This window comes from Streptomyces sp. WAC06614 (assembly GCF_003949795.1).
In the GTDB taxonomy this organism is placed as follows: domain Bacteria; phylum Actinomycetota; class Actinomycetes; order Streptomycetales; family Streptomycetaceae; genus Streptomyces.
In genome coordinates this window covers 1-21,964 of sequence record NZ_RPRY01000106.1, presented here as the reverse complement: position 1 = coordinate 21,964, position 21,964 = coordinate 1, and the positions used below count along the sequence as shown (strand labels likewise).

Annotated in this window: 16 protein-coding genes and 1 tRNA gene; 5 read left to right on the top strand and 12 right to left on the bottom strand. The window is 69.4% G+C overall.

Going from position 1 to position 21,964, the window contains the following annotated elements:
• Positions 1–126 precede the first annotated feature (126 nt).
• Genes EF918_RS16635 through EF918_RS16630 form a run of 3 tightly spaced genes read left to right on the top strand, consistent with a single transcriptional unit; the run spans position 127 to position 4,206 of the window.
• A complete protein-coding gene (locus EF918_RS16635) occupies positions 127–2,268 on the top strand; it encodes a hypothetical protein (RefSeq protein ID WP_125646385.1) in 2,142 nt (713 codons plus the stop codon).
• Positions 2,269–2,287: 19 nt separating this feature from the next.
• Entirely contained in the window at positions 2,288–3,247 is a 960-nt protein-coding gene (locus EF918_RS36975; protein ID WP_185921768.1) for a hypothetical protein, read from the top strand.
• A gap of 5 nt (positions 3,248–3,252) precedes the next feature.
• Complete coding sequence (locus EF918_RS16630) at positions 3,253–4,206, top strand: M48 family metalloprotease (RefSeq protein WP_185921767.1); 954 nt, start codon at positions 3,253–3,255, stop codon at positions 4,204–4,206.
• Between the two features lie 98 nt (positions 4,207–4,304).
• Here the strand turns inward: EF918_RS16630 and EF918_RS16625 are convergent, their stop codons facing one another.
• The 10 genes from EF918_RS16625 to EF918_RS16570 all read right to left on the bottom strand — a co-directional run bounded on the left by EF918_RS16625 (position 4,305) and on the right by EF918_RS16570 (position 17,552).
• On the bottom strand, positions 4,305–8,204 hold the full coding sequence (locus EF918_RS16625; protein ID WP_125646381.1) for a DNA-directed RNA polymerase subunit beta': 3,900 nt from the start codon (positions 8,202–8,204) through the stop codon (positions 4,305–4,307).
• A gap of 98 nt (positions 8,205–8,302) precedes the next feature.
• On the bottom strand, positions 8,303–11,785 hold the full coding sequence (gene rpoB / locus EF918_RS16620; RefSeq protein ID WP_125646378.1) for a DNA-directed RNA polymerase subunit beta: 3,483 nt from the start codon (positions 11,783–11,785) through the stop codon (positions 8,303–8,305).
• A 574-nt stretch (positions 11,786–12,359) separates the two neighbouring features.
• Positions 12,360–12,743 (bottom strand): 50S ribosomal protein L7/L12, encoded by a 384-nt coding sequence (gene rplL / locus EF918_RS16610; RefSeq protein ID WP_125646376.1) that lies wholly within the window; start codon positions 12,741–12,743, stop codon positions 12,360–12,362.
• A gap of 111 nt (positions 12,744–12,854) precedes the next feature.
• Positions 12,855–13,385 (bottom strand): 50S ribosomal protein L10, encoded by a 531-nt coding sequence (gene rplJ, locus EF918_RS16605; RefSeq protein WP_125646374.1) that lies wholly within the window; start codon positions 13,383–13,385, stop codon positions 12,855–12,857.
• A gap of 276 nt (positions 13,386–13,661) precedes the next feature.
• A complete protein-coding gene (locus tag EF918_RS16600; RefSeq protein WP_260610271.1) occupies positions 13,662–14,549 on the bottom strand; it encodes a hypothetical protein in 888 nt (295 codons plus the stop codon).
• 149 nt (positions 14,550–14,698) lie between these two features.
• Entirely contained in the window at positions 14,699–15,427 is a 729-nt protein-coding gene (rplA, locus tag EF918_RS16590) for a 50S ribosomal protein L1 (RefSeq protein ID WP_125646372.1), read from the bottom strand.
• Between the two features lie 86 nt (positions 15,428–15,513).
• Positions 15,514–15,948, bottom strand: a complete 435-nt coding sequence (gene rplK / locus EF918_RS16585) for a 50S ribosomal protein L11 (protein WP_125646370.1) — start codon at positions 15,946–15,948, stop codon at positions 15,514–15,516.
• A gap of 167 nt (positions 15,949–16,115) precedes the next feature.
• Positions 16,116–17,009, bottom strand: a complete 894-nt coding sequence (gene nusG / locus EF918_RS16580; protein WP_125646368.1) for a transcription termination/antitermination protein NusG — start codon at positions 17,007–17,009, stop codon at positions 16,116–16,118.
• Positions 17,010–17,092: 83 nt separating this feature from the next.
• Positions 17,093–17,374: a preprotein translocase subunit SecE gene (secE, locus tag EF918_RS16575; RefSeq protein WP_125646366.1), complete on the bottom strand. Its 282-nt coding sequence runs from the start codon at positions 17,372–17,374 to the stop codon at positions 17,093–17,095.
• A gap of 105 nt (positions 17,375–17,479) precedes the next feature.
• Positions 17,480–17,552 (bottom strand) — tRNA-Trp (locus EF918_RS16570).
• Positions 17,553–17,836: 284 nt separating this feature from the next.
• Between EF918_RS16570 and EF918_RS16565 the strand changes: the two genes are divergently transcribed.
• Together EF918_RS16565 and EF918_RS16560 are read left to right on the top strand one after the other, a co-directional pair.
• Positions 17,837–19,063: a pyridoxal phosphate-dependent aminotransferase gene (locus EF918_RS16565; protein WP_185921766.1), complete on the top strand. Its 1,227-nt coding sequence runs from the start codon at positions 17,837–17,839 to the stop codon at positions 19,061–19,063.
• 182 nt (positions 19,064–19,245) lie between these two features.
• A complete protein-coding gene (locus EF918_RS16560; protein WP_125646362.1) occupies positions 19,246–20,265 on the top strand; it encodes an adenosine deaminase in 1,020 nt (339 codons plus the stop codon).
• Between the two features lie 94 nt (positions 20,266–20,359).
• On the opposite strand, the gene EF918_RS16555 is transcribed toward EF918_RS16560, so the two are convergent.
• Positions 20,360–20,731 carry a hypothetical protein gene (locus tag EF918_RS16555; protein WP_260610270.1) on the bottom strand — a complete coding sequence of 124 codons (372 nt, stop codon included), beginning with the start codon at positions 20,729–20,731 and terminating at the stop codon, positions 20,360–20,362.
• Between the two features lie 45 nt (positions 20,732–20,776).
• Entirely contained in the window at positions 20,777–21,832 is a 1,056-nt protein-coding gene (locus EF918_RS16550) for a UDP-N-acetylmuramate dehydrogenase (protein WP_125646358.1), read from the bottom strand.
• Between the last annotated feature and the right edge of the window lie 132 nt (positions 21,833–21,964).

Genomic DNA, 21,964 nt, shown 5'->3' with positions numbered 1-21,964 from the left:
CACCCCGCCACCGTCCCCGTCCCGCGCACCCGGCGGCCTCCACTTCCGCGGCCGCAACACGGGCGTGGTGGCCAACCAGATCACCGGCTCGGTCTTCCTGGGCGGGGCGGACCGGGGTGAGCGGGCGTGACGGCGGACACCGCCGAGGAGAAGCCGAAGGCGAAGGGCAAGGGCACCGGGAAGGAGGAGGGGCAGGACAAGGAGAAGGAGAACGGGCAGGACAGGGAGAAGGGGCAGGACAAGGAACAGGCCCCGGAGGAGCAGCAGCAGAGGCCGCAGAACGCCTGGGACACCCAGCGCGACCTGCACCGGCACCGGCCCCGGAGCCTGCGTTTCCGCGGGGCCAACCACGGGGTCGTCGCGGACCGTGTCATGGGGGACGTCACCGTCTACCAGCTGGGGAACAGGGGCCCCGCCCGTGCTTCCGGTCAGATCCCGCCCGCCGACCTGGCCGCCGCGACCGACCGGTTCGTGGAGGAGGGGACCCGCTTCGCCGAGCTCCTCGCACGCCTGGACGCCGACCCGGTCCTGGTGCTGACCGGCGCTCCCGCCACCGGTCGGCGCACCGCCGCGCTCGCGCTGCTGCGCAAGCTGGGCGCCACCCCCGTCCATGCGATCGACCGCAAGACCGCGCCGGAGGCGATCGGCGAGCACGTCCGTGAGGGCGAGGCCCTGGGCTACGTCCTGTGCGACCTGGTCACCAGCCCGGACAAGCCGCTGCGGGAGAGCCACGTCCTCGCGCTGCGCGACGCGCTCCGGGAGCAGGGGGCGTTCCTGGTCGTCACCACGGGGCTGCGGCCATGGGTGGACGAGGACGTGGCGACGAGCACCTGGACCCCGCCCGCCCCCGGCCCCCTGCTGCGCAGACACCTCGACGGAGCACTGGAGCCCGGCGAGGCGGACCGGCTCATGACGCGCCCCGTCGTCACCGACTTCGTCTCACGCGAGCCCCAGCCGCGGGAAGTGATCGCGTACGCGCACCAGCTGATCAGCTACGCACGCGGGGAGGTCGGCGAGGACGTGCTGGAGCAGACGTCGCTGGCGGCGCTGAAGCAGCAGGTCCACGAGTGGTTCGAGGCGGACGAGGCATCCCTGCACCTGCGGGAGAAGGCCTTCCTGATCGCGCAGGCCGTCTTCGACGCGGGACCGTACGCGCTGACGGCCGAGCTCAGCGACCTGCTGTTCCTCGCTCTGCAGAAGACGGTGAACGCCGAGCGGCCCAGCACGGTCCCGGTCTTCGGCACCCACATCACCAAGCGGCTGCGGCTGGGCCGGGCCCGCCTGTACCACGCGGAGGAACCCACCGAGTGGGGCCCGGTGGAACAGCGGAACACAGCCTTCCACGACAGCCGGACCGCACCGGTCCTGCTCCAGGAGGTGTGGAACGGTCACCCCTCGGCGCGCCCGGCCCTCGTCGCCTGGCTCGACGGGCTGGCCGAGGACCGGCGACCGTTCGTCCGTACCCGCGCGGCGGCCACCGTGGCCGCCCTCGCCTGCGCCGACCTGCCGTCTGCCATGGCCCTGATCGTCGAGCCCTGGGCCGCGTCGAAGAACGCCCGGCGACGCACGGGGGCCGTCAGCTCCCTGGTCCTCGCCCACGAGGCCGGCGCCCCCAACATCCTGCGCATCGTCGACGACTGGACCGCCGACGGCGAGGATCCCCCACGGTGCTGGGTGGGCGTCCGGGCCCAGGGACTGCTCGGCAGGGACCGTCCGGAGGCCGCGTTCGCCGCCCTGCGGGTCCAGGCGCGCAAGCAGTACCCCGCGCCGCACCCCCTGCTGGCGGACGAGCTCGTCCAGTCCGTCGAGGTGCTGCTGCTCTCCGAGGCAGCGCCCCGCGTCATGGCCGAGGTGCTGCGCACCCTCGACGACCACAGGGCGGTGCACGACCTCTGCCTGATCGGCTTCCTCAGGGCCTGCGGGCACGCGGAGGAGCAACCCGGCTCCCACCCGCTGGTCCTGCGGCAGTTCATCCAGGCCCGCTCCGCCGGCACTCCGCCCGCCGAGGGGATCCCCCTGCTGTGGCGGCGCGCGCTCGGCGACCGCGCACTGACCTCGGCCGCCCTGGAGATGCTGTCCGCCTGGGTGCGCGCCGCCGGCACCGATCCGCGGACCGAAAGTGCCCTGGGCGTCCTGTTGCCCGAGCTGGTCCGCGACACCACCGAGTTCCACCGGGTCCGGCACCTCCTGCTGACCGTCCGCGGCGAGGACGGCGGCCCCCGCCCCGCCGTGGCGGACCGGCTGTCGGCCCTGCTGCCCCGGCCCTGAGCACAAGGGAGACCTGTCCATGTCCTCACCCACGTTCGACTGGTTACAGTCCGCCGACCGGCACACGGAGCTCAAGGACCCCGTGATCAGCGTCCGCCGGCTCGCCCTGCTGGACCTGCGCCGCACCCGGCTGGCCCGCTTCGACCACTGCCTGGTCTACGCGACGAAGCACGGCGGGTACGAGACCTTCGTCCCGCCGGACCGCCCCAGGAGCACGAGCCGGTACCGGGCGGTGTACGAGGTGGACACCGGCCTGCACCCCGTCACCGCGGAGCTGGCGCTGCCGAGCGGGAACGACGCCCTCGAGTTCCGGGCGACCGTGGAGATCCAGTGGCGGGTGGCCGACGCGGTGGCCTACGTGCGCAGCGGCGTCCGCGACGTACCCCGGCTGCTGACCGGTGAGCTGGAGCGGGCGGCCCGCCCGGTCACGCGTCGGTTCGCCATCACCGACAGTGCGGCGGCCGAGGCCCGGCTCCTCGACGAGTCGGCCGGCTGGGCACCGCTCGGGGCGGCGGCCGGGCTGGCCACGACCTGGAACCTGCGCCTGCGCCGCAACGAGCAGGCCGTCGCGCACCAGCTGCGCCTCCAGGCGATCGACCAGAGCACCGACGAGAAGATCCGGGCCGAATGGCGCGGCGAGGAGCTCGACGCCGCGATCGACAGCCGGCGCGCGGCGCTCCTGCGGCTCCAGGCGGAGAGCGCGAAGCTCTACGAGGTGTTCCTGGAGCAGGGCGCGGTGCGTGCCTGGTCCTGGTACCTGACCCAGTACCCGGAGAAGGCCCACGACATCGTGCAGGGCATGCGCGACGACCAGCAGGAGCTGGCCCGCACCCAGCTCGAACTGGTCAGGAGCCTCTTCGATGCCGAGACCGCCGAGAACCACGAGCTGGCCGAGCCCCGCCGGCACGCGATCCAGGCGCTGACCAGGGTGCTCGCCCAGCCGCTCGTCGGCGACCCGACACCGCCGGACGAGGGGTGATCGCCATGGACAAGCCGTCGGAGCATCCGGCGCGACCCGGGCTGCCCGGGAATCCGCGGGACGACCTCGCCTACCGGCACAGGCCCGGCACACGGGCCGAATACGTCGCCCACCAGCGCCACGCCGGACTCACTGCCGTGGGCCGCCTGCTCCTCCAACTGCCCGTCCTGCTGGTGAACCTGCTCCTCGTGGCGGTGGCCGGCCGGGCACTGCAGCAGTGGTGCGGCCTGCCGTACGGGATCCTGCCCGGCCTGTGGCTGGCGGCCGGCCTGCTCGCCTTCCACCGGCCGACCGAGACCCTGCTGGCCCGCTACCTGCTGCGCCTGCACCGGCCGCTGCCGGCCGAGCTCGCCGTGCTCGTCCCCGTGTGGCGCGAGGTGACCTTGCGGGCGGGGGTGGAGGGCGACCGCTACGAGCTGTGGATCGAGGACGGCCCGGGGCTGACCGCCTCGGCCGCCGGCGGGCACCTGGTGATCGTCACCCGGCACGCACTGGAGACCCTGACCACCTCCCGGCTGGCGGCGGTCCTCGCCCACGAGCTGGGCCACCACACCGCCGGCCACACCTGGGCCCGGCTCGTCAGCTGGTGGTACGCCCTGCCCGGCCGGCTGCTGTGGCTGGCCTTCCGGCCCGTCGCCGGGGCCGCGCGCCGGGCCGCCGCGCAGCTGCCCGTGCCGCTCGCCGCGCTGCTGCTGATCAGCGCGCTCTGGGGGACGTACTGGGCCCTGACCAGGACCTACGGACTGGCCCTCGGCCTCGTCCTGCTGCCTTTCCTGAGCGCCTGGGTGGCGCGGCGCGAGGAGCTGAGGGCCGACCGGCACGCAGCAGCGCTCGGGTTCGGCGACGTCCTGGCCGGCCTCCTCGCGGAGCAGCCCGAGCCCGCGGCGGGCGGTGCCCTGAGCCTGCTGCTGTCGCCGCAGCCGCAGGCCCGCACCCGGCTGCACCACCTCCAGCACTAGCGGCCCCGCCCGGTCCCCGGCCGGCCCCGGGCACGGAAAAGCCCCCGCCCGCTCCTCTCGGAGCGGACGGGGGCTTCGCCTACGACTGCCTACGAACCTCAGCCGTTGTACGGCCCGTAGTCGTAGTCCTCCAGCGGCACAGCCTGGCCGGAGCCGGTGCCGAAGGGGGAGTAGTCGATGTCGTCGTAGCCGACGGCCGAGTACATCGCGGCCTTGGCCTCCTCGGTCGGCTCGACCCGGATGTTGCGGTAGCGGGACAGGCCCGTACCGGCCGGGATGAGCTTACCGATGATGACGTTCTCCTTGAGGCCGATGAGGCTGTCGGACTTGGCGTTGATCGCCGCGTCCGTCAGGACTCGGGTCGTCTCCTGGAAGGAGGCGGCCGACAGCCAGGACTCCGTCGCCAGCGAGGCCTTGGTGATACCCATCAGCTGCGGACGGCCGGAGGCCGGGTGGCCACCCTCCGTCACGACCCGACGGTTCTCGGACTCGAAGCGCGAGCGCTCGACGAGCTCGCCCGGGAGCAGCTCGGCGTCGCCGGACTCGATGATCGTCACGCGGCGGAGCATCTGCCGGATGATGATCTCGATGTGCTTGTCGTGGATCGACACGCCCTGCGAGTTGTAGACCTTCTGGACCTCGCCGACCAGGTGGACCTGGACGGCCCGCTGGCCGAGGATGCGCAGCACGTCGTGCGGGTTGGTGGCACCCGCGGTGAGCTTCTGGCCCACCTCGACGTGCTCGCCCTCGCTGACCTCGACGCGCGCACGCTTCGAGATCGGGTAGGCGGTCTCGTCGGAACCGTCGTCCGGCGTGATGATGATCTTCTTGGTCTTCTCGGTCTCCTCGATGCGCACGCGGCCGGCGGCCTCGGCGATCGGGGCGACACCCTTCGGGGTACGGGCCTCGAAGAGCTCGACGACACGCGGCAGACCCTGGGTGATGTCGTCACCGGCCACACCACCGGTGTGGAAGGTACGCATCGTCAGCTGGGTGCCGGGCTCACCGATGGACTGGGCGGCGATGATGCCGACCGCCTCACCGATGTCGACCAGCTTGCCGGTGGCCAGCGAGCGGCCGTAGCAGTACGCGCAGGTACCGACGGCGGACTCACAGGTCAGGACCGAGCGGGTCTTGACCTCCTCGACGCCCGCCGCGACGAGCTGGTCGATGAGGACATCGCCCAGGTCGACGTTGGCCGGGGCCAGGACCTTGCCGTCGACGACGACGTCCTCGGCCAGCATGCGGGCGTAGACGGACGTCTCGACGTCGTCGGCCTTGAGCAGGACGCCGTCCTCGCCGCGGACCGCGATCTTCAGCTTCAGACCGCGCTCGGTGCCGCAGTCCTCCTCGCGGATGATCACGTCCTGCGAGACGTCCACCAGACGACGGGTCAGGTAACCCGAGTCGGCGGTACGCAGGGCGGTGTCGGCGAGACCCTTACGGGCACCGTGGGTGGAGATGAAGTACTCCAGCACGGAGAGGCCCTCACGGAACGAGGCCTTGATCGGACGCGGGATGGTCTCGTTCTTCGCGTTCGACACCAGACCACGCATACCGGCGATCTGCCGCATCTGCATCATGTTTCCTCGGGCACCCGAGTCAACCATCATGAAGATGGGGTTCGTCTTGGGGAAGTTCGCGTTCATCGCCTCGGCGACCTCGTTGGTCGCCTGCGTCCAGATCTGGATGAGCTCCTGGGTGCGCTCTTCCTTGGTGATCAGACCGCGCTCGTACTGCTTCTGGACCTTCTCGTCCTTGGCCTCGTAGCCCGCGACGATGTCCTTCTTCGCCGCCGGGACGACGACGTCGGAGATGGCCACGGTGACGCCGGAACGGGTCGCCCAGTAGAAGCCGGCCGCCTTCAGGTTGTCGAGCGTCGCCGCCACGATGACCTTGGGGTAGCGCTCGGCCAGGTCGTTGACGATCTCGGAGAGCTGCTTCTTGCCCACCGAGTAGTCGACGAACGGGTAGTCCTCGGGCAGCAGCTCGTTGAAGAGCGCACGGCCCAGCGTGGTCCGCAGACGGAAGCTGTCGCCCGGCTGGAACTCCGGCTCGCCCTCCTCCGCCACCGGCGGCTCCCAGCCGCGCGGCGGGATGGTGCCGACCGGGAAGCGGATGTCGATCTGCGACTGCAGCGACAGCTCGCCGGCGTCGAAGGCCATGATCGCCTCGGCGGTGGAGCCGAAGGCACGGCCCTCGCCCTTGACGTCGCGCAGCTCACCGTCGGTGGTGAGGAAGAACAGACCGAGGACCATGTCCTGGGTCGGCATCGTCACCGGACGGCCGTCGGCGGGCTTGAGGATGTTGTTCGAGGACAGCATCAGGATGCGGGCCTCGGCCTGCGCCTCCGCGGAGAGCGGCAGGTGGACGGCCATCTGGTCACCGTCGAAGTCCGCGTTGAACGCGGTGCAGACGAGCGGGTGGATCTGGATGGCCTTGCCCTCGACCAGCTGCGGCTCGAAGGCCTGGATGCCGAGGCGGTGCAGCGTGGGCGCACGGTTCAGCAGCACCGGGTGCTCGGCGATGACCTCTTCGAGGACGTCGTACACCACGGTGCGGCCGCGCTCGACCATGCGCTTGGCCGACTTGATGTTCTGCGCGTGGTTCAGGTCGACCAGGCGCTTCATCACGAACGGCTTGAAGAGCTCCAGCGCCATGGCCTTGGGCAGACCGCACTGGTGCAGCTTCAGCTGCGGACCGACGACGATGACGGAACGCGCGGAGTAGTCCACACGCTTACCGAGCAGGTTCTGACGGAATCGACCCTGCTTACCCTTCAGCATGTCGCTGAGGGACTTCAGCGGACGGTTGCCGGGGCCCGTGACCGGGCGGCCTCGGCGGCCGTTGTCGAAGAGGGCGTCGACCGCCTCCTGGAGCATCCGCTTCTCGTTGTTCACGATGATCTCGGGGGCACCGAGGTCGAGCAGACGCTTCAGACGGTTGTTGCGGTTGATCACACGGCGGTACAGGTCGTTCAGGTCGGAGGTCGCGAAGCGGCCACCGTCCAGCTGCACCATCGGACGCAGGTCCGGCGGGATGACCGGGACGCAGTCCAGGACCATGCCCTTGGGGCTGTTGCTGGTCTGCAGGAACGCCGAGACGACCTTGAGGCGCTTGAGCGCACGGGTCTTCTTCTGGCCCTTGCCGGTACGGATGATCTCGCGGAGGCGCTCGGCCTCCTCCTCCAGGTCGAAGGACTCCAGGCGCTTCTGCAGCGCCGCGGCACCCATCGAGCCGTCGAAGTACGTGCCGAAGCGGTCACGCAGCTCGCGGTAGAGGAGCTCGTCGCCCTCCAGGTCCTGGACCTTCAGGTTCTTGAAGCGGTTCCAGACCTCGTCCAGGCGGTCGATCTCGCGCTGCGCACGGTCGCGCAGCTGCTTCATCTCGCGCTCGGCACCCTCGCGCACCTTGCGGCGCACGTCGGCCTTGGCACCCTCGGCCTCCAGCTCGGCCAGGTCGGTCTCGAGCTTCTTGGCCCGGCCTTCGAGGTCCGCGTCACGGCGGTTCTCGATCTGCTGGCGCTCGACGGAGACGTGGGCCTCCAGGGACGGGAGGTCGCGGGTGCGGCGCTCGTCGTCCACGAACGTGATCATGTACGCGGCGAAGTAGATGACCTTCTCGAGGTCCTTCGGCGCGAGGTCCAGCAGGTAGCCCAGGCGCGACGGGACGCCCTTGAAGTACCAGATGTGGGTGACGGGAGCGGCCAGCTCGATGTGGCCCATCCGCTCACGGCGCACCTTGGCGCGGGTGACCTCGACGCCACAGCGCTCGCAGATGATGCCCTTGAAGCGGACACGCTTGTACTTGCCGCAGTAGCACTCCCAGTCCCGGGTAGGACCGAAGATCTTCTCGCAGAAGAGTCCGTCCTTCTCGGGCTTGAGGGTGCGGTAGTTGATGGTCTCCGGCTTCTTTACCTCGCCGTGGGACCAGGTACGGATGTCGTCCGCGGTGGCAAGGCCGATCCGCAGCTCGTCGAAGAAGTTGACGTCGAGCACTGTGCGTCAATCCCTCTTTCGGGGTCGTGTCTCTTGATCAGTGGTCTGAAACGGTCCCGGGGACGGCGGGGGCTCTTGTGGAGCCCCCGCCGGGCCCGTCAGACCTCTTCGACGCTGCTCGGCTCGCGCCGGGACAGGTCGATACCGAGCTCCTCCGCCGCGCGGAAGACGTCCTCGTCGGTGTCGCGCATCTCGATGGACATGCCGTCCGAGGACAGCACCTCCACGTTGAGGCAGAGCGACTGCATTTCCTTGATGAGCACCTTGAAGGACTCGGGAATGCCCGGCTCGGGGATGTTCTCGCCCTTGACGATGGCCTCGTAGACCTTCACGCGGCCGGTGACGTCGTCGGACTTGATGGTCAGGAGCTCCTGGAGGGCGTACGCGGCGCCGTAAGCCTCCAGCGCCCACACCTCCATCTCACCGAAGCGCTGGCCACCGAACTGCGCCTTACCACCCAGCGGCTGCTGCGTGATCATCGAGTACGGACCGGTCGAACGCGCGTGCAGCTTGTCGTCGACCAGGTGGTGGAGCTTGAGGATGTACATGTACCCGACCGAGATCGGGTCCGGGAACGGCTCGCCGGAGCGGCCGTCGAACAGGCGCGCCTTGCCGGACGGGAGCACCATGCGCTCGCCGTCACGGTTCGGGATCGTGTGCTGGAGCAGACCGGCCAGCTCGTCCTCGCGGGCACCGTCGAAGACCGGGGTGGCGACGTTGGTGCCGGGGGCCACCTGGTCGGCACCGATGGCCTGCAGGCGCTGGGCCCAGTCGTCGGCCAGACCGGAGACGTCCCAGCCGCGGCTGGCGAGCCAGCCGAGGTGGATCTCGAGGACCTGTCCCGGGTTCATTCGGGACGGGACACCGAGCGGGTTGAGGATGATGTCGACCGGGGTGCCGTCCTCCAGGAAGGGCATGTCCTCGATCGGAAGGATCTTGGAGATGACACCCTTGTTGCCGTGGCGGCCGGCGAGCTTGTCACCGTCGGTGATCTTGCGCTTCTGGGCGACGTAGACGCGGACCAACTGGTTCACGCCCGGGGGAAGCTCGTCGCCCTCCTCGCGGTCGAAGACGCGCACGCCGATGACCTTGCCGGTCTCACCGTGGGGCACCTTCAGCGAGGTGTCACGGACCTCGCGCGCCTTCTCACCGAAGATCGCGCGGAGCAGCCGCTCCTCGGGGGTCAGCTCGGTCTCACCCTTCGGGGTGACCTTGCCGACGAGGATGTCGCCGGCGACGACCTCGGCACCGATCCGGATGATGCCGCGCTCGTCGAGGTCCGCGAGGACCTCCTCGGAGACGTTCGGGATGTCCCGGGTGATCTCCTCGGGGCCCAGCTTGGTGTCACGGGCGTCGACCTCGTGCTCCTCGATGTGGATCGAGGAGAGGACGTCGTCCTGGACGAGGCGCTGCGACAGGATGATCGCGTCCTCGTAGTTGTGGCCCTCCCACGGCATGAACGCGACCAGCAGGTTCTTGCCGAGCGCCATCTCGCCGTTCTCGGTCGCGGGACCGTCGGCCAGCACCTGGCCCTCGATCACGCGGTCGCCCTCGTTGACGACGACCTTCTGGTTGACCGAGGTGCCCTGGTTCGAGCGGGAGAACTTGGCGACGCGGTACGTGGTGTACGTGCCGTCGTCGTTGGCGACGGTGACGTAGTCGGCCGAGACCTCCTGGATGACACCGTCCTTCTCCGCCTTGATGACGTCACCGGCGTCGACCGCACAGCGGTACTCCATGCCGGTGCCGACCAGCGGGGCCTCCGCCTTGATGAGCGGAACGGCCTGGCGCATCATGTTCGCGCCCATGAGGGCACGGTTGGCGTCGTCGTGCTCGAGGAAGGGGATCATGGCGGTCGCGACCGACACCATCTGGCGCGGCGAGACGTCCATGTAGTCCACGTCGTCGCCGGGGACGTAGTCGACCTCGCCGCCACGACGGCGGACGAGGACACGGCCCTCGGCGAAGCGCAGGTCCTCGTCCAGGCGCGCGTTGGCCTGGGCGATGACGAAGCGGTCCTCCTCGTCGGCGGTCAGGTAGTCGACCTCGTCGGTGACCTGGCCGTCGACGACCTTGCGGTACGGGGTCTCGACGAAACCGAACGCGTTGACGCGGCCGTAGGACGCGAGCGAGCCGATCAGACCGATGTTCGGGCCTTCGGGGGTCTCGATCGGACACATGCGGCCGTAGTGCGACGGGTGCACGTCACGGACCTCGAAGCCGGCCCGCTCACGGGACAGACCACCCGGGCCGAGCGCGGACAGACGACGCTTGTGCGTCAGTCCGGACAGCGGGTTGTTCTGGTCCATGAACTGCGACAGCTGGCTGGTGCCGAAGAACTCCTTGATGGAGGCGACGACCGGCCGGATGTTGATCAGGGTCTGCGGCGTGATCGCCTCGACGTCCTGGGTGGTCATGCGCTCGCGCACGACGCGCTCCATACGGGCCAGACCCGTACGGACCTGGTTCTGGATGAGCTCGCCGACGTTGCGCAGACGACGGTTGCCGAAGTGGTCGATGTCGTCGACCTCGACCACGATGTTGGTGCCGTTCTCGGTGACCGTCTCGGTCTCACCGGCGTGCAGCTTCACCAGGTACTTGATCGTGGCGATGATGTCGTCGGTGGTGAGCACGCCGGCGTCCAGCGGCTCGTCCGCACCGAGCTTCTTGTTGACCTTGTAGCGGCCGACCTTGGCCAGGTCGTAGCGCTTCGGGTTGAAGTACAGGTTCTCGAGCAGCGTCTGCGCGGCCTCACGGGTCGGCGGCTCGCCCGGACGCAGCTTGCGGTAGATGTCGAGCAGCGCGTCGTCCTGGCCCTGGGTGTGGTCCTTCTCCAGGGTGGCGCGCATGGACTCGTACTCGCCGAACTCCTCGAGGATCTGCTCGGTGGTCCAGCCGAGAGCCTTCAGGAGGACGGTGACGGACTGCTTGCGCTTGCGGTCGATACGGACGCCGACCATGTCACGCTTGTCGACCTCCATCTCCAGCCAGGCACCCCGGGACGGGATGATCTTGGCCGAGAAGATGTCCTTGTCGGACGTCTTGTCGATGGAGGAGTCGAAGTAGACACCGGGGGACCGGACGAGCTGCGACACCACGACACGCTCGGTGCCGTTGATGACGAAGGTGCCCTTGTTGGTCATGAGCGGGAAGTCGCCCATGAAGACCGTCTGGGACTTGATCTCACCGGTCTCGTTGTTGGTGAACTCGGCCGTGACGAAGAGCGGCGCCGCGTACGTGAAGTCGCGCTCCTTGCACTCGTCGACGGAGTTCTTCGCCGGCTCGAAGCGGTGGTCGCGGAAGGTGAGCGACATCGACCCGGAGAAGTCCTCGATCGGGGAGATCTCCTCGAAGATCTCTTCCAGACCGGACTTGGTGGGAACGTCCTGTCCACTCTCAAGGGCCGTCTCGACCCGAGACTTCCAGGCGGCGTTGCCGAGCAGCCAGTCAAAGCTCTCGGTCTGCAGCGCCAGGAGGTTCGGAACCTCAAGAGGCTCCTTGATCTTTGCAAAGGAGATGCGCAGCGGGGCGGTGCTGGCGCCGTTGTTCGTATTGGTCGAGGCGTTGCGCGAGGCGGCCAAGAGGGGGTCCTTCCGAGGGCTCGGACTCACTACGCGCGTACCGGTCCCAGCCGACACAGAAGACGGACGACGCCTGATCGGACCAAAAGGCCAGGTCAGAGACTTCGGTCTGGTGTGCTCTAGCGTGGGCATGCCCCTGGCGACGGGCAGGAGGCAGCTAACAGGCAGCGCAAAGGGTCAGTGTAGCCACTTGGCTCACTGATGTCCAGACCAGGTTTCCGGAGTCCGGCAACAGGCCTTCCCCACTGTTGTAAAAACCAACCCTGCGATCAACGCTGCGCGGCCCTCGTGCACAGAGCGCGTATCGATACTGCCCTCTTCGTAGCCGATCCATGCCTCGGATCCGGATCGACCTCGCTGACCTCGTGACGGGTCTGAGAATTGCGCGCCGCGTGCCGTTCGTCAAGGCCCCCTGCTCCGTGCGGATCACCACGGGACCCCCCGCGCAGGCAGCGAAGATCACCATACTCCCCAACGAGAGCGGGGCAAGCCAGGCACTCCCGAATACGCCAAAGGGCGACCACCCGATGGGGTGATCGCCCTTGGCAGAGGCCGTCAGGCGGCCTCGGAGGTGTTACTTGACCTCGACGGCCGCACCGGCAGCCTTGAGGGCCTCGGCGGCCTTGTCAGCGGCCTCCTTGTTGACCTTCTCGAGGACCGGCTTCGGGGTGCCGTCGACGAGGTCCTTGGCCTCCTTCAGACCCAGGGAGGTCAGCTCACGCACGACCTTGATGACCTGGATCTTCTTGTCGCCGGCGCCGGTGAGGATGACGTCGAACTCGTCCTTCTCCTCCTCGGCCTCGGCCACGACGCCCGGGCCGGCGGGGCCGGCAACGGCGACGGCGGCGGCAGCGGTGACGTCGAACTTCTCCTCGAAGGCCTTCACGAACTCGGAGAGCTCGATGAGGGTCATCTCCTCGAACTGAGCGAGCAGGTCTTCCTGAGAGAGCTTCGCCATGATGGGCGATCCTTCCACTAATTCGGCAGGTGCCGAGATGTATCGAAAGGCGGGCGTAACGGCCCGCTACGACCCGCGCACTAGGCGGCGCGGATCAATGCGCGAGCCGAATTACTCGGCACCGCCCTGCTCGGCGAGCTTGACGCGAAGCGCTTCCGCGGTGCGGACGAACTTCGACGGCAGCGCCTGGAAGAGCGAGGCAGCCTGGGACTGCTTGCCCTTGAACGCGCCGGCCAGCTTGCTGAGCAGAACCTCGCGGGACTCGAGGTCCGCAAGCTTCTTGATGTCGTCGGCGGAGAGAGCCTTGCCATCAAGGACACCGGCCTTGATGATCAGGTTCGGGTTCTCCTTGGCGAAGTCACGCAGAGCCTTCGCCGACTCCACCGGGTCACCGGTGACGAAGGCGACCGCGGTCGGACCAGCGAAGTGGTCGTCCAGCGCGGTGATGCCAGCCTCATTGGCCGCAATCTTGGTCAGCGTGTTCTTCACCACGGCGTACTGGGCGTTCTCACCGAGAGCGCGACGCAGCGTCTTGAGCTGCGCGACGGTGAGACCCCGGTACTCGGTCAGCACGGCGGCGTTGGAGCTCTGGAACGCGTCCTTGAGCTCGGCCACCGATGCAGCCTTGTTCGGCGTCGGCATGATGCGTCAGCCTCCTTCCGGGTGATAGAGGACCGCTCAGAAGGGGCTGTAAAAACAAGACGCCCCGGGCGCAGGCGCACGGGGCAAGACTCGACCGGAGCGAGTCCGGGAGCATTTCCACTGTCACCTGCGCGGGTCGTCCGCTTCGAGCGGATCCTTCGGTCACCGAACCCTCTCGGGCACAGCAACGACCAGCGGTCTTTGGCTTCCGTGGAACTGTACGTGAACCGGTCCCGGGAGAGCAAATCGCCCTCCCGGGCCCCGGCGGCCGAGGGATCAGCCCTGCTGCTGCCCGGCCAGTTCGGCCAGCTGGGCGAGGTCCAGCACCTGGTCGGCCGGCGGTGCGGTGACCTCGACCGGCTTGTTGAGGTCCAGGAACTGGATGGTCATGTCCAGCGGGCCGGAGGTGCCCTGGCCGCGGGTGCGGAACTGCTTGGTCTGGTCGTTCTCGTCGATCCAGATGTCCATGACCAGGTCCTTGATGCCCTGCGACTCCATCTCCTTGAGGCTCTTGGCCTGCCGCTCCTGGGCCTCGGGCGTGGCGGTGGCGCTGCGGGCCTTGAGGTCGTCGAGGGTGACGGTGCCGGTCAGGTGCGTGGTCCGCTGCCCGTCGACGGTCTCCTCACCGACCTTCTTCAGGTCCTTGGCGGCGCTGAGGTCGCCCGCCTTGTCCCCCGGGTTCTCGCCCTGCCGGCCGGCGCCGAGCGAGTCCAGCCGCTTGGCCTGGTCCGGGGCGAGGGTCTTCAGGTCGAACTTCAGCCACTTGCCCGCGGACCCCATGTACATGGCGCCGTCGAGCAGCCGGACCTCCACGGTCTCGCCGGGCTTCTCGGGCGAGGCCATCTTCATGGCCATGGCCACGGTCGGCTTGATCCGCATGCTGGTCTCGCCGGACATGTTCTGCCCCGCGGCGGTGCCCGACATGGTGTAGCGGAAGGAGGTGATCTCCTCCGACTTCTTCCTCGTCTTCTCCAGGTACGTGGCCGGCGAGGCCTCGGCCGGCCTCTGGGCGGCCGAGGACGACGCGGAGGCACCCTGGCCCTTCGTGCCCTTCGAGTCGTCCTTGCCGCCGTCGCAGGCGGTCGCGCCGCCTGCGAGCAGAACGGCGGCCAGGACCGCACCGGCGGTCTTGCGGTACGTCGCGTTCATGGTGTTTCCCCCCATGGTGCCCATTGTTACGAGGGGTCACTGTACGTCGCTCGATGCACAGGAATCGCACAGGGGTGCGCACACCGCACACGGAAACGGGCCCCCCACCCCCGGAAAGGGGGGCAGAGGGCCCGTTTCAGCCACTCAGAGAGCCTTCAGGGGGCTCAGACCGCGGCCGGGTCCTCCTCGACGAGGAGGTTGCGGGTGCGGTTCGGGTCCAGCTGGATGCCGGGGCCCATGGTGGTGGTGAGGGCGGCCTTCTTCAGGTACCGGCCCTTCGCGGCGGACGGCTTCAGACGGAGGATCTCCTCCAGGGCCGCGCCGTAGTTCTCGACGAGCTGCTCATCGGAGAAGGAGACCTTGCCGATGATGAAGTGCAGGTTCGAGTGCTTGTCGACGCGGAACTCGATCTTGCCGCCCTTGATGTCGGTGACGGCCTTGGCCACGTCCATCGTCACGGTGCCGGTCTTCGGGTTCGGCATCAGACCACGCGGACCGAGCACGCGGCCGAGGCGGCCGACCTTGCCCATGAGGTCCGGGGTGGCGACAACCGCGTCGAACTCGTTCAGGCGGTTGCCCTTGGCGATCTCGTCGATCAGCTCGTCGTTGCCGACGATGTCGGCGCCGGCGGCTTCCGCGGCCGCAGCACGGTCACCGGTCGCGAAGACCAGGACCCGGGCGGTCTTACCGGTGCCGTGCGGGAGGTTCACGGTGCCACGGACCATCTGGTCGGCCTTGCGCGGGTCAACACCCAGGCGGAAGGCGACCTCGACGGTGGCGTCGAACTTGACCGAGGAGGTCTCCTTGGCGAGACGGACGGCCTCGAGCGGGGCGTACAGCTTCTCCCGGTCGACCTTGGCGTCCGCAGCGCGGAGAGTCTTGCTGCGCTTCACTTCTGCTCCTGTGTATGTGCTTCAGGTGTGGAGTTGTGGTGCGGGCCAGCGCCGGCCCTACCACGGGGTACTGCTGGGGGCTGAACTCAGCCTTCGACCGTGATGCCCATGGAGCGGGCGGTGCCGGCGATGATCTTCGACGCGGCGTCGAGGTCATTGGCGTTCAGGTCGGGCATCTTCAGGGTGGCGATCTCGCGGACCTGCTCGCCGGTGAGCTTGGCGACCTTGGTCTTGTGGGGCTCGCCGGAGCCCTTGTCCACACCTGCGGCCTTGAGGATCAGCTTCGCGGCCGGCGGAGTCTTGGTCACGAAGGTGAAGGAACGGTCCTCGTAGACCGTGATCTCCACCGGCACGACCATGCCACGCTGCGACTCGGTCGCGGCGTTGTAGGCCTTGCAGAACTCCATGATGTTGACGCCGTGCTGACCCAGCGCGGGGCCGACCGGCGGGGCCGGGTTGGCCGCACCGGCATTGATCTGGAGCTTGATAAGCCCCGTGACCTTCTTCTTCTTGGGAGGCATTGCTCTCTCCGGGTCCTAGTGAGAGTTTTCCAGCCGCCACCCGGTCATCCGGATGGAGGCATACCGCACCACGATAACGGGTACCGGTGCGGGGCTTAAAACCGAGCAGGTCAGACCGTCCCTGGCGGGGCGGTCCGACCTGTTCGGAGAGCTGTGGGACCAGAAGATCAGTTCTTCTGGATCTGGTCGAAGCTCAGCTCGACCGGGGTCTCGCGGCCGAAGATCTCGACGAGGCCCTTGACCTTCTTCGAGTCGGCGTTGATCTCGTTGATGGTCGCCTGCAGCGTGGCGAACGGACCGTCGGTGACGGTGACCGAGTCGCCGACCTCGAAGTCCAGGACCTCGACGGTGCGCTTGACGGCGGGTGCCGGCAGACCGGCGGCCTCGGCGGCGGCCTTCTCGGCCTTCTCCTTGGCCTCGGGGGCGAGCATCTTGACGATCTCGTCCAGGGTCAGCGGGTACGGGTCGTACGCGTTGCCGACGAAGCCGGTGACACCGGGGGTGTTGCGGACGACGCCCCAGGACTCGTTCGTCAGGTCCATCCGGACGAGCACGTAGCCGGGCAGCTTGTTCTGCCGGACGTTCTTGCGCTCGCCGTTCTTGATCTGGACGATCTCTTCCTCGGGCACCTCGGCCTGGTAGATGAACTCCTCGACGTTCAGCGAGACGGCACGCTGCTCGAGGTTGGCCTTCACGCGCTTCTCGTAGCCGGCGTAGGTGTGGATCACGTACCACTCGCCCGGCAGACCGCGCAGCTCCTCGCGCAGGGCCTCGATCGGGTCGGCGGGCGCGGCCGGCTCCTCGGGAGCCTCCTCCGCCTCGGCCTCGTCGACCTCGGCCACGGCCTCGACGTCCTCGTCGGACTCCGCAGCCTCGTCCTCGTCGGCCTCGTCGGCCTCGTCCTCGACGTGCAGGGCCGCGTCCTCGGCGGGCGTACCGGCCTGGGCGGCGTCGGCGAGCTCAACCTCGTCGGGGTCCACAGCGTCCGCCGCCTCAACGATGTCGAGCTCGTCCTCGACGGACTCGACGGAGTCGGGCACGTTCAGGTTCGGGTCAGACACGGTGGCTGCTTCTTCCTGGATACAAAAATGGGTGGAACATGCGAAAACGGGCGGCACCATCAAGGCGCCGCCCTCCGCGGGGATCAGCCGAAGACGAACTTGATGGCTTCCTGGAACCCATAGTCAATCACGGTAACGAGACCGATCATGATGAGCACGAAGACAATCACCACGGTGGTGTACGTCGCCAGCTGGCTGCGCGTGGGCCAGACGACCTTGCGGAGTTCCGCGACGATCTGGCGGTAGAACAGCGCAAGTCGCCCGAAAGGGCCCTTCTTCCCGCGCTTGCCACCCTTGCGGGCCTTCTTCTCGCGGGTCTCGTCCTCGGCGTCAGGCATGTCGATGGAGCCCAGGGCGTCCGTCACGTCTCTCACCTGAATCCGGGTCATGGCCGTGCCGCGCCCGGTTGAGCCGCACGGCGGTGCATCGAAGTACGTACCTGCGCACACATCCGGCGAGGGAGTGTGGAGCAGGGCCGGAGGGACTCGAACCCCCAACCGCTGGTTTTGGAGACCAGTGCTCTACCAATTGAGCTACGACCCTTTGCGTCCCCCAACCTACCGCATCCGAGCGGGTGCACGGAGTGCGCACGCTTTCCTGCGGCTGGTGAGGTCCAACGACGCATGAGTGTACGTGGTCCTGGCCCCGACGTCGAACACGATGATCGGCAGGGTGGTCCGGCCGCGATCGGGACGGGGCACGGGGCGGCGGCCGGAGGGCGTGCGGCACGGCGATCGGCACGGCGCGCGCGACACCTTCCGGACGCCCGTCGTCCGGTCGTTGGAACGGTGCCCCACCGCCGTGCGCCGTCTGGGACGATGGGCCGTATGACCTCTGCAACGCCTTCCTCCGAGCGCCGGGTGTCCGCCCGTATCGGCGCCATTTCCGAGTCCGCCACCCTCGCCGTGGACGCCAAGGCCAAGGCCCTCAAGGCCGCCGGCCGTCCGGTGATCGGCTTCGGTGCGGGCGAGCCCGACTTCCCGACCCCGGACTACATCGTCGAGGCCGCGGTGACGGCGTGCCGTGACCCGAAGTACCACCGCTACACGCCGGCCGGCGGTCTGCCCGAGCTGAAGAAGGCCATCGCCGCCAAGACGCTGCGCGATTCCGGCTACGAGGTCGACGCGTCGCAGATCCTGGTCACCAACGGCGGCAAGCAGGCCATCTACGAGGCCTTCGCCGCGATCCTCGACCCGGGCGACGAGGTCATCGTCCCGGCCCCGTACTGGACCACCTACCCGGAGTCGATCCGCCTCGCCGGCGGTGTCCCGGTCGAGGTCGTCGCCGACGAGACCACCGGCTACCGGGTCTCCGTCGAGCAGCTGGAGGCGGCGCGCACCGAGCGCACCAAGGTCGTCCTGTTCGTCTCCCCCTCGAACCCGACCGGCGCGGTCTACTCCGAGGACGAGGCCCGCGCGATCGGCGAGTGGGCGGCCGAGCACGGCCTGTGGGTGCTGACCGACGAGATCTACGAGCACCTGGTCTACGGCGACGCGACCTTCACCTCGCTGCCCGTGCTGGTCCCGGCGCTGCGCGACAAGTGCATCGTGGTCAACGGCGTCGCCAAGACGTACGCGATGACCGGCTGGCGCGTCGGGTGGGTCATCGGCCCGCAGGACGTGATCAAGGCCGCGACGAACCTCCAGTCGCACGCCACCTCCAACGTCTCCAACGTGGCCCAGGCCGCCGCGATCGCCGCCGTCTCGGGCGACCTGGAGGCCGTCGCGGAGATGCGCAAGGCCTTCGACCGCCGCCGCCAGACCATCGTGAAGATGCTCAACGAGATCGACGGCGTGCTCTGCCCGACCCCCGAGGGCGCGTTCTACGCGTACCCGTCGGTCAAGGCCCTGCTGGGCAAGGAGATCCGCGGCAAGCGGCCGCAGACCTCCGTGGAGCTCGCCGCCCTGATCCTGGACGAGGCCGAGGTCGCCGTCGTCCCGGGCGAGGCCTTCGGCACCCCGGGCTACCTGCGCCTGTCCTACGCGCTCGGTGACGAGGACCTGATCGAGGGCGTGTCGCGGATCCAGAAGCTGCTGGCGGAGGCCAAGGCCTGAGCCCGACCGGACCGCCACGGGCGCCCCGGCCACGACAGCCCGTCGTCGCCGGGGCGCCCGTTCTTGCGCCCGTTCCTGCGCCCGCTTTTGCGCCCGTTCTTGCGCCCGTTCTTGCGTTCGGGCAAGGTCCCGTTCAGGCAATCCGGCTGCCGAACGGGTGACGCATGGGGCAGGATCACCTGATGGAGCACGTACGCGATCTCACGCTTCTGCCGAAGGCCCACCTCCACCTGCACTTCACCGGGTCGATGCGCCCCTCGACCCTGCTGGAACTGGCCGACAAGTACGGCGTCCGCCTCCCCGACGCCCTCACCGCCGGCGAGCCACCCCGACTCAGGGCCACCGACGAGCGCGGCTGGTTCCGCTTCCAGCGGCTCTACGACGCCGCCCGGAGCTGCCTGCGGGAGCCGGACGACATCCGGCGGCTGGTGCGCGAGGCCGCCGAGGAGGACGTCCGTGACGGCGGCGGCTGGCTGGAGATCCAGGTCGACCCCACCTCGTACGCGCCCCGCCTGGGCGGCCTGATCCCGGCCGTGGAGATCATCCTCGACGCCGTGGAGGCCGCCTCCCGGGAGACCGGGCTCGGCATCCGCGTGCTGATCGCCGCCAACCGGATGAAGCACCCGCTGGACGCCCGGACCCTGGCCCGCCTCGCCGTCCGCTACGCCGACCTCGGCATCGTCGGCTTCGGCCTGTCCAACGACGAGCGCCGCGGCATGGCCCGTGACTTCGACCGGGCCTTCGCCATCGCCCGGGAGGGCGGCCTGCTGGCGGCCCCGCACGGCGGCGAACTGGCCGGCCCCTCCTCGGTCCGGGACTGCCTCGACGACCTGCACGCGGCCCGGATCGGGCACGGCGTGCGCGCGGCCGAGGACCCGAAGCTGCTCAAGCGGCTGGCGGACCGGCAGATCACCTGCGAGGTCTGCCCGGCCTCCAACGTGGCCCTCGGCGTCTACGAGCGCCCCGAGGACGTGCCGCTGCGCACCCTCTTCGAGGCCGGGGTGCCCATGGCCCTGGGCGCCGACGACCCGCTGCTGTTCGGCTCGCGGCTGGCCGCCCAGTACGAGATCGCCCGCCGGCACCACGGCTTCACCGACGCCGAGCTGGCCGAGCTGGCCCGCCAGTCGGTGCGCGGCTCGGCCGCCCCGGAGGAGGTCCGGGCGAAGCTGCTGGCGGGCATCGACCACTGGCTGGAGGTCTGAGGCCCCTGTCCGGGCGGCGTACGGGGCGCGCGCCGGCGGCGCACGAGGCGGAGGGCGGCGCACGAGCCGGACGTCGGCGCGCAGGCGGCGCGCGTCAGCGCATCAGGCGCAGGTCGCCCTGGTAGCAGTCGGCGCGGACCAGACCGCCGTCGGGAAATCCGATCTCCAGGTGGGTGCGCCCCTGCTCGGGCAGCGCGTACTCGGTGACCGAGGCGACCGTTTCGCCGAGGTGCCGCAGGAACGGGTGGTCCCCGAGGTCCTCGCCGACCTCGACGCGCCCCCACTCCCCCATGTCGTACGGCGCGTGGGGCGGGGAGGACTCGACGATCAGGCACCGGTCGGACCCGGTGGTGATCCGGGTGCAGCCGCCGAGGTCGTCGATCAGCCAGACGTCGAGCGGCGCCTCGGAGCGCTCACCCTCGCTGACGTGCCAGGACGCGACGACCCGGCTGATCGTGCGTCCCACCAGACGGGTGGGGTCGGTGCCGGCCCCGTGTCGGGGACACAGCATTCAGAGGGTGACGCCGACCGTCACGGGCTCCTTGACCAGGGTGATCCCGAAGGCCTCGTGCACACCGGCCACGACCTCGCGGGCCAGGGCGAGCAGGTCCTCGGTGGTGGCGTGACCGCGGTTGGTCAGCGCGAGGGTGTGCTTGGTGGAGATCCGCGCCGGCCCGGTGCCGTAGCCCTTGGTGAACCCGGCCTTGTCGATGAGCCAGGCCGCGCTGGTCTTCGTACGGCCCTCACCGGCCGGGTAGGCGGGCGGGGTGACGTCGGCGCCGAGGCGGTCCTGGACGCGGGCGAGGAAGGCGGCGTACGCCTCGTCGGCCAGGATCGGGTTGTGGAAGAAGGAGCCGGCCGACCAGGTGTCGTGGTCGGCGGGGTCCAGGACCATGCCCTTGCCGGCGCGCAGCGCCAGCACGGTCTCGCGGGCGACGGCGGCCGGGACCCGCTGGCCGGCCTCGACGCCGAGGGCGCGGGCGGTCTCGGGGTACTTGATCGGCGCGGAGAGGCCGCCGGCGTCCTCCAGGCGGAAGCGGACGCGGAGCACGACGTAGCGGTCGGGCTGGTCCTTGAAGAGGCTGTGGCGGTAGCGGAAGGCGCACTCGGCGTTGGTCAGGGTGACCGTTTCGCCGGTCGTCCGGTCGTACGCGACCACCTCGGTGATCGTGTCGGAGACCTCCTGGCCGTACGCCCCGACGTTCTGGATCGGCGTCGCGCCGGCCGAGCCGGGGATGCCGGCCAGGCACTCGATGCCGGCGAGGCCGGCCTCGACGGTGCGGGCGACGGCGTCGGACCAGTTCTCCCCGGCGGCCAGCTCCAGGACGTTCCCGTCGAAGCTGACGCCGGTGGTCGCCATGCGCAGGGCGGTGCCGTCGAAGCCCTTGTCACCGATGACCAGGTTGCTGCCGCCGCCGATGACCAGCAGCGGGGTGCCGCTCTCGTCGGCCGCGCGGACGGCGGCGACGACCTCGGCATCGGTGGTCGCGGTGACCAGCCGGGTCGCGGGGCCGCCGAGGCGGAAGGTGGTCAGCGGGGCCAGGGGGGCGTCGTGGAGTTCCTGCACGTGCACAAGAGTACGGTCCGTGGCCCCGGGATCCCGGCGGGGCCACGGACCGTACGTCGGCCCAGCGCACGCAGCGCGCCCTCAGTGCCCCGGGACGGCCGGGCCGGGGCACTGAGGGCGCGCTGCGTGCGC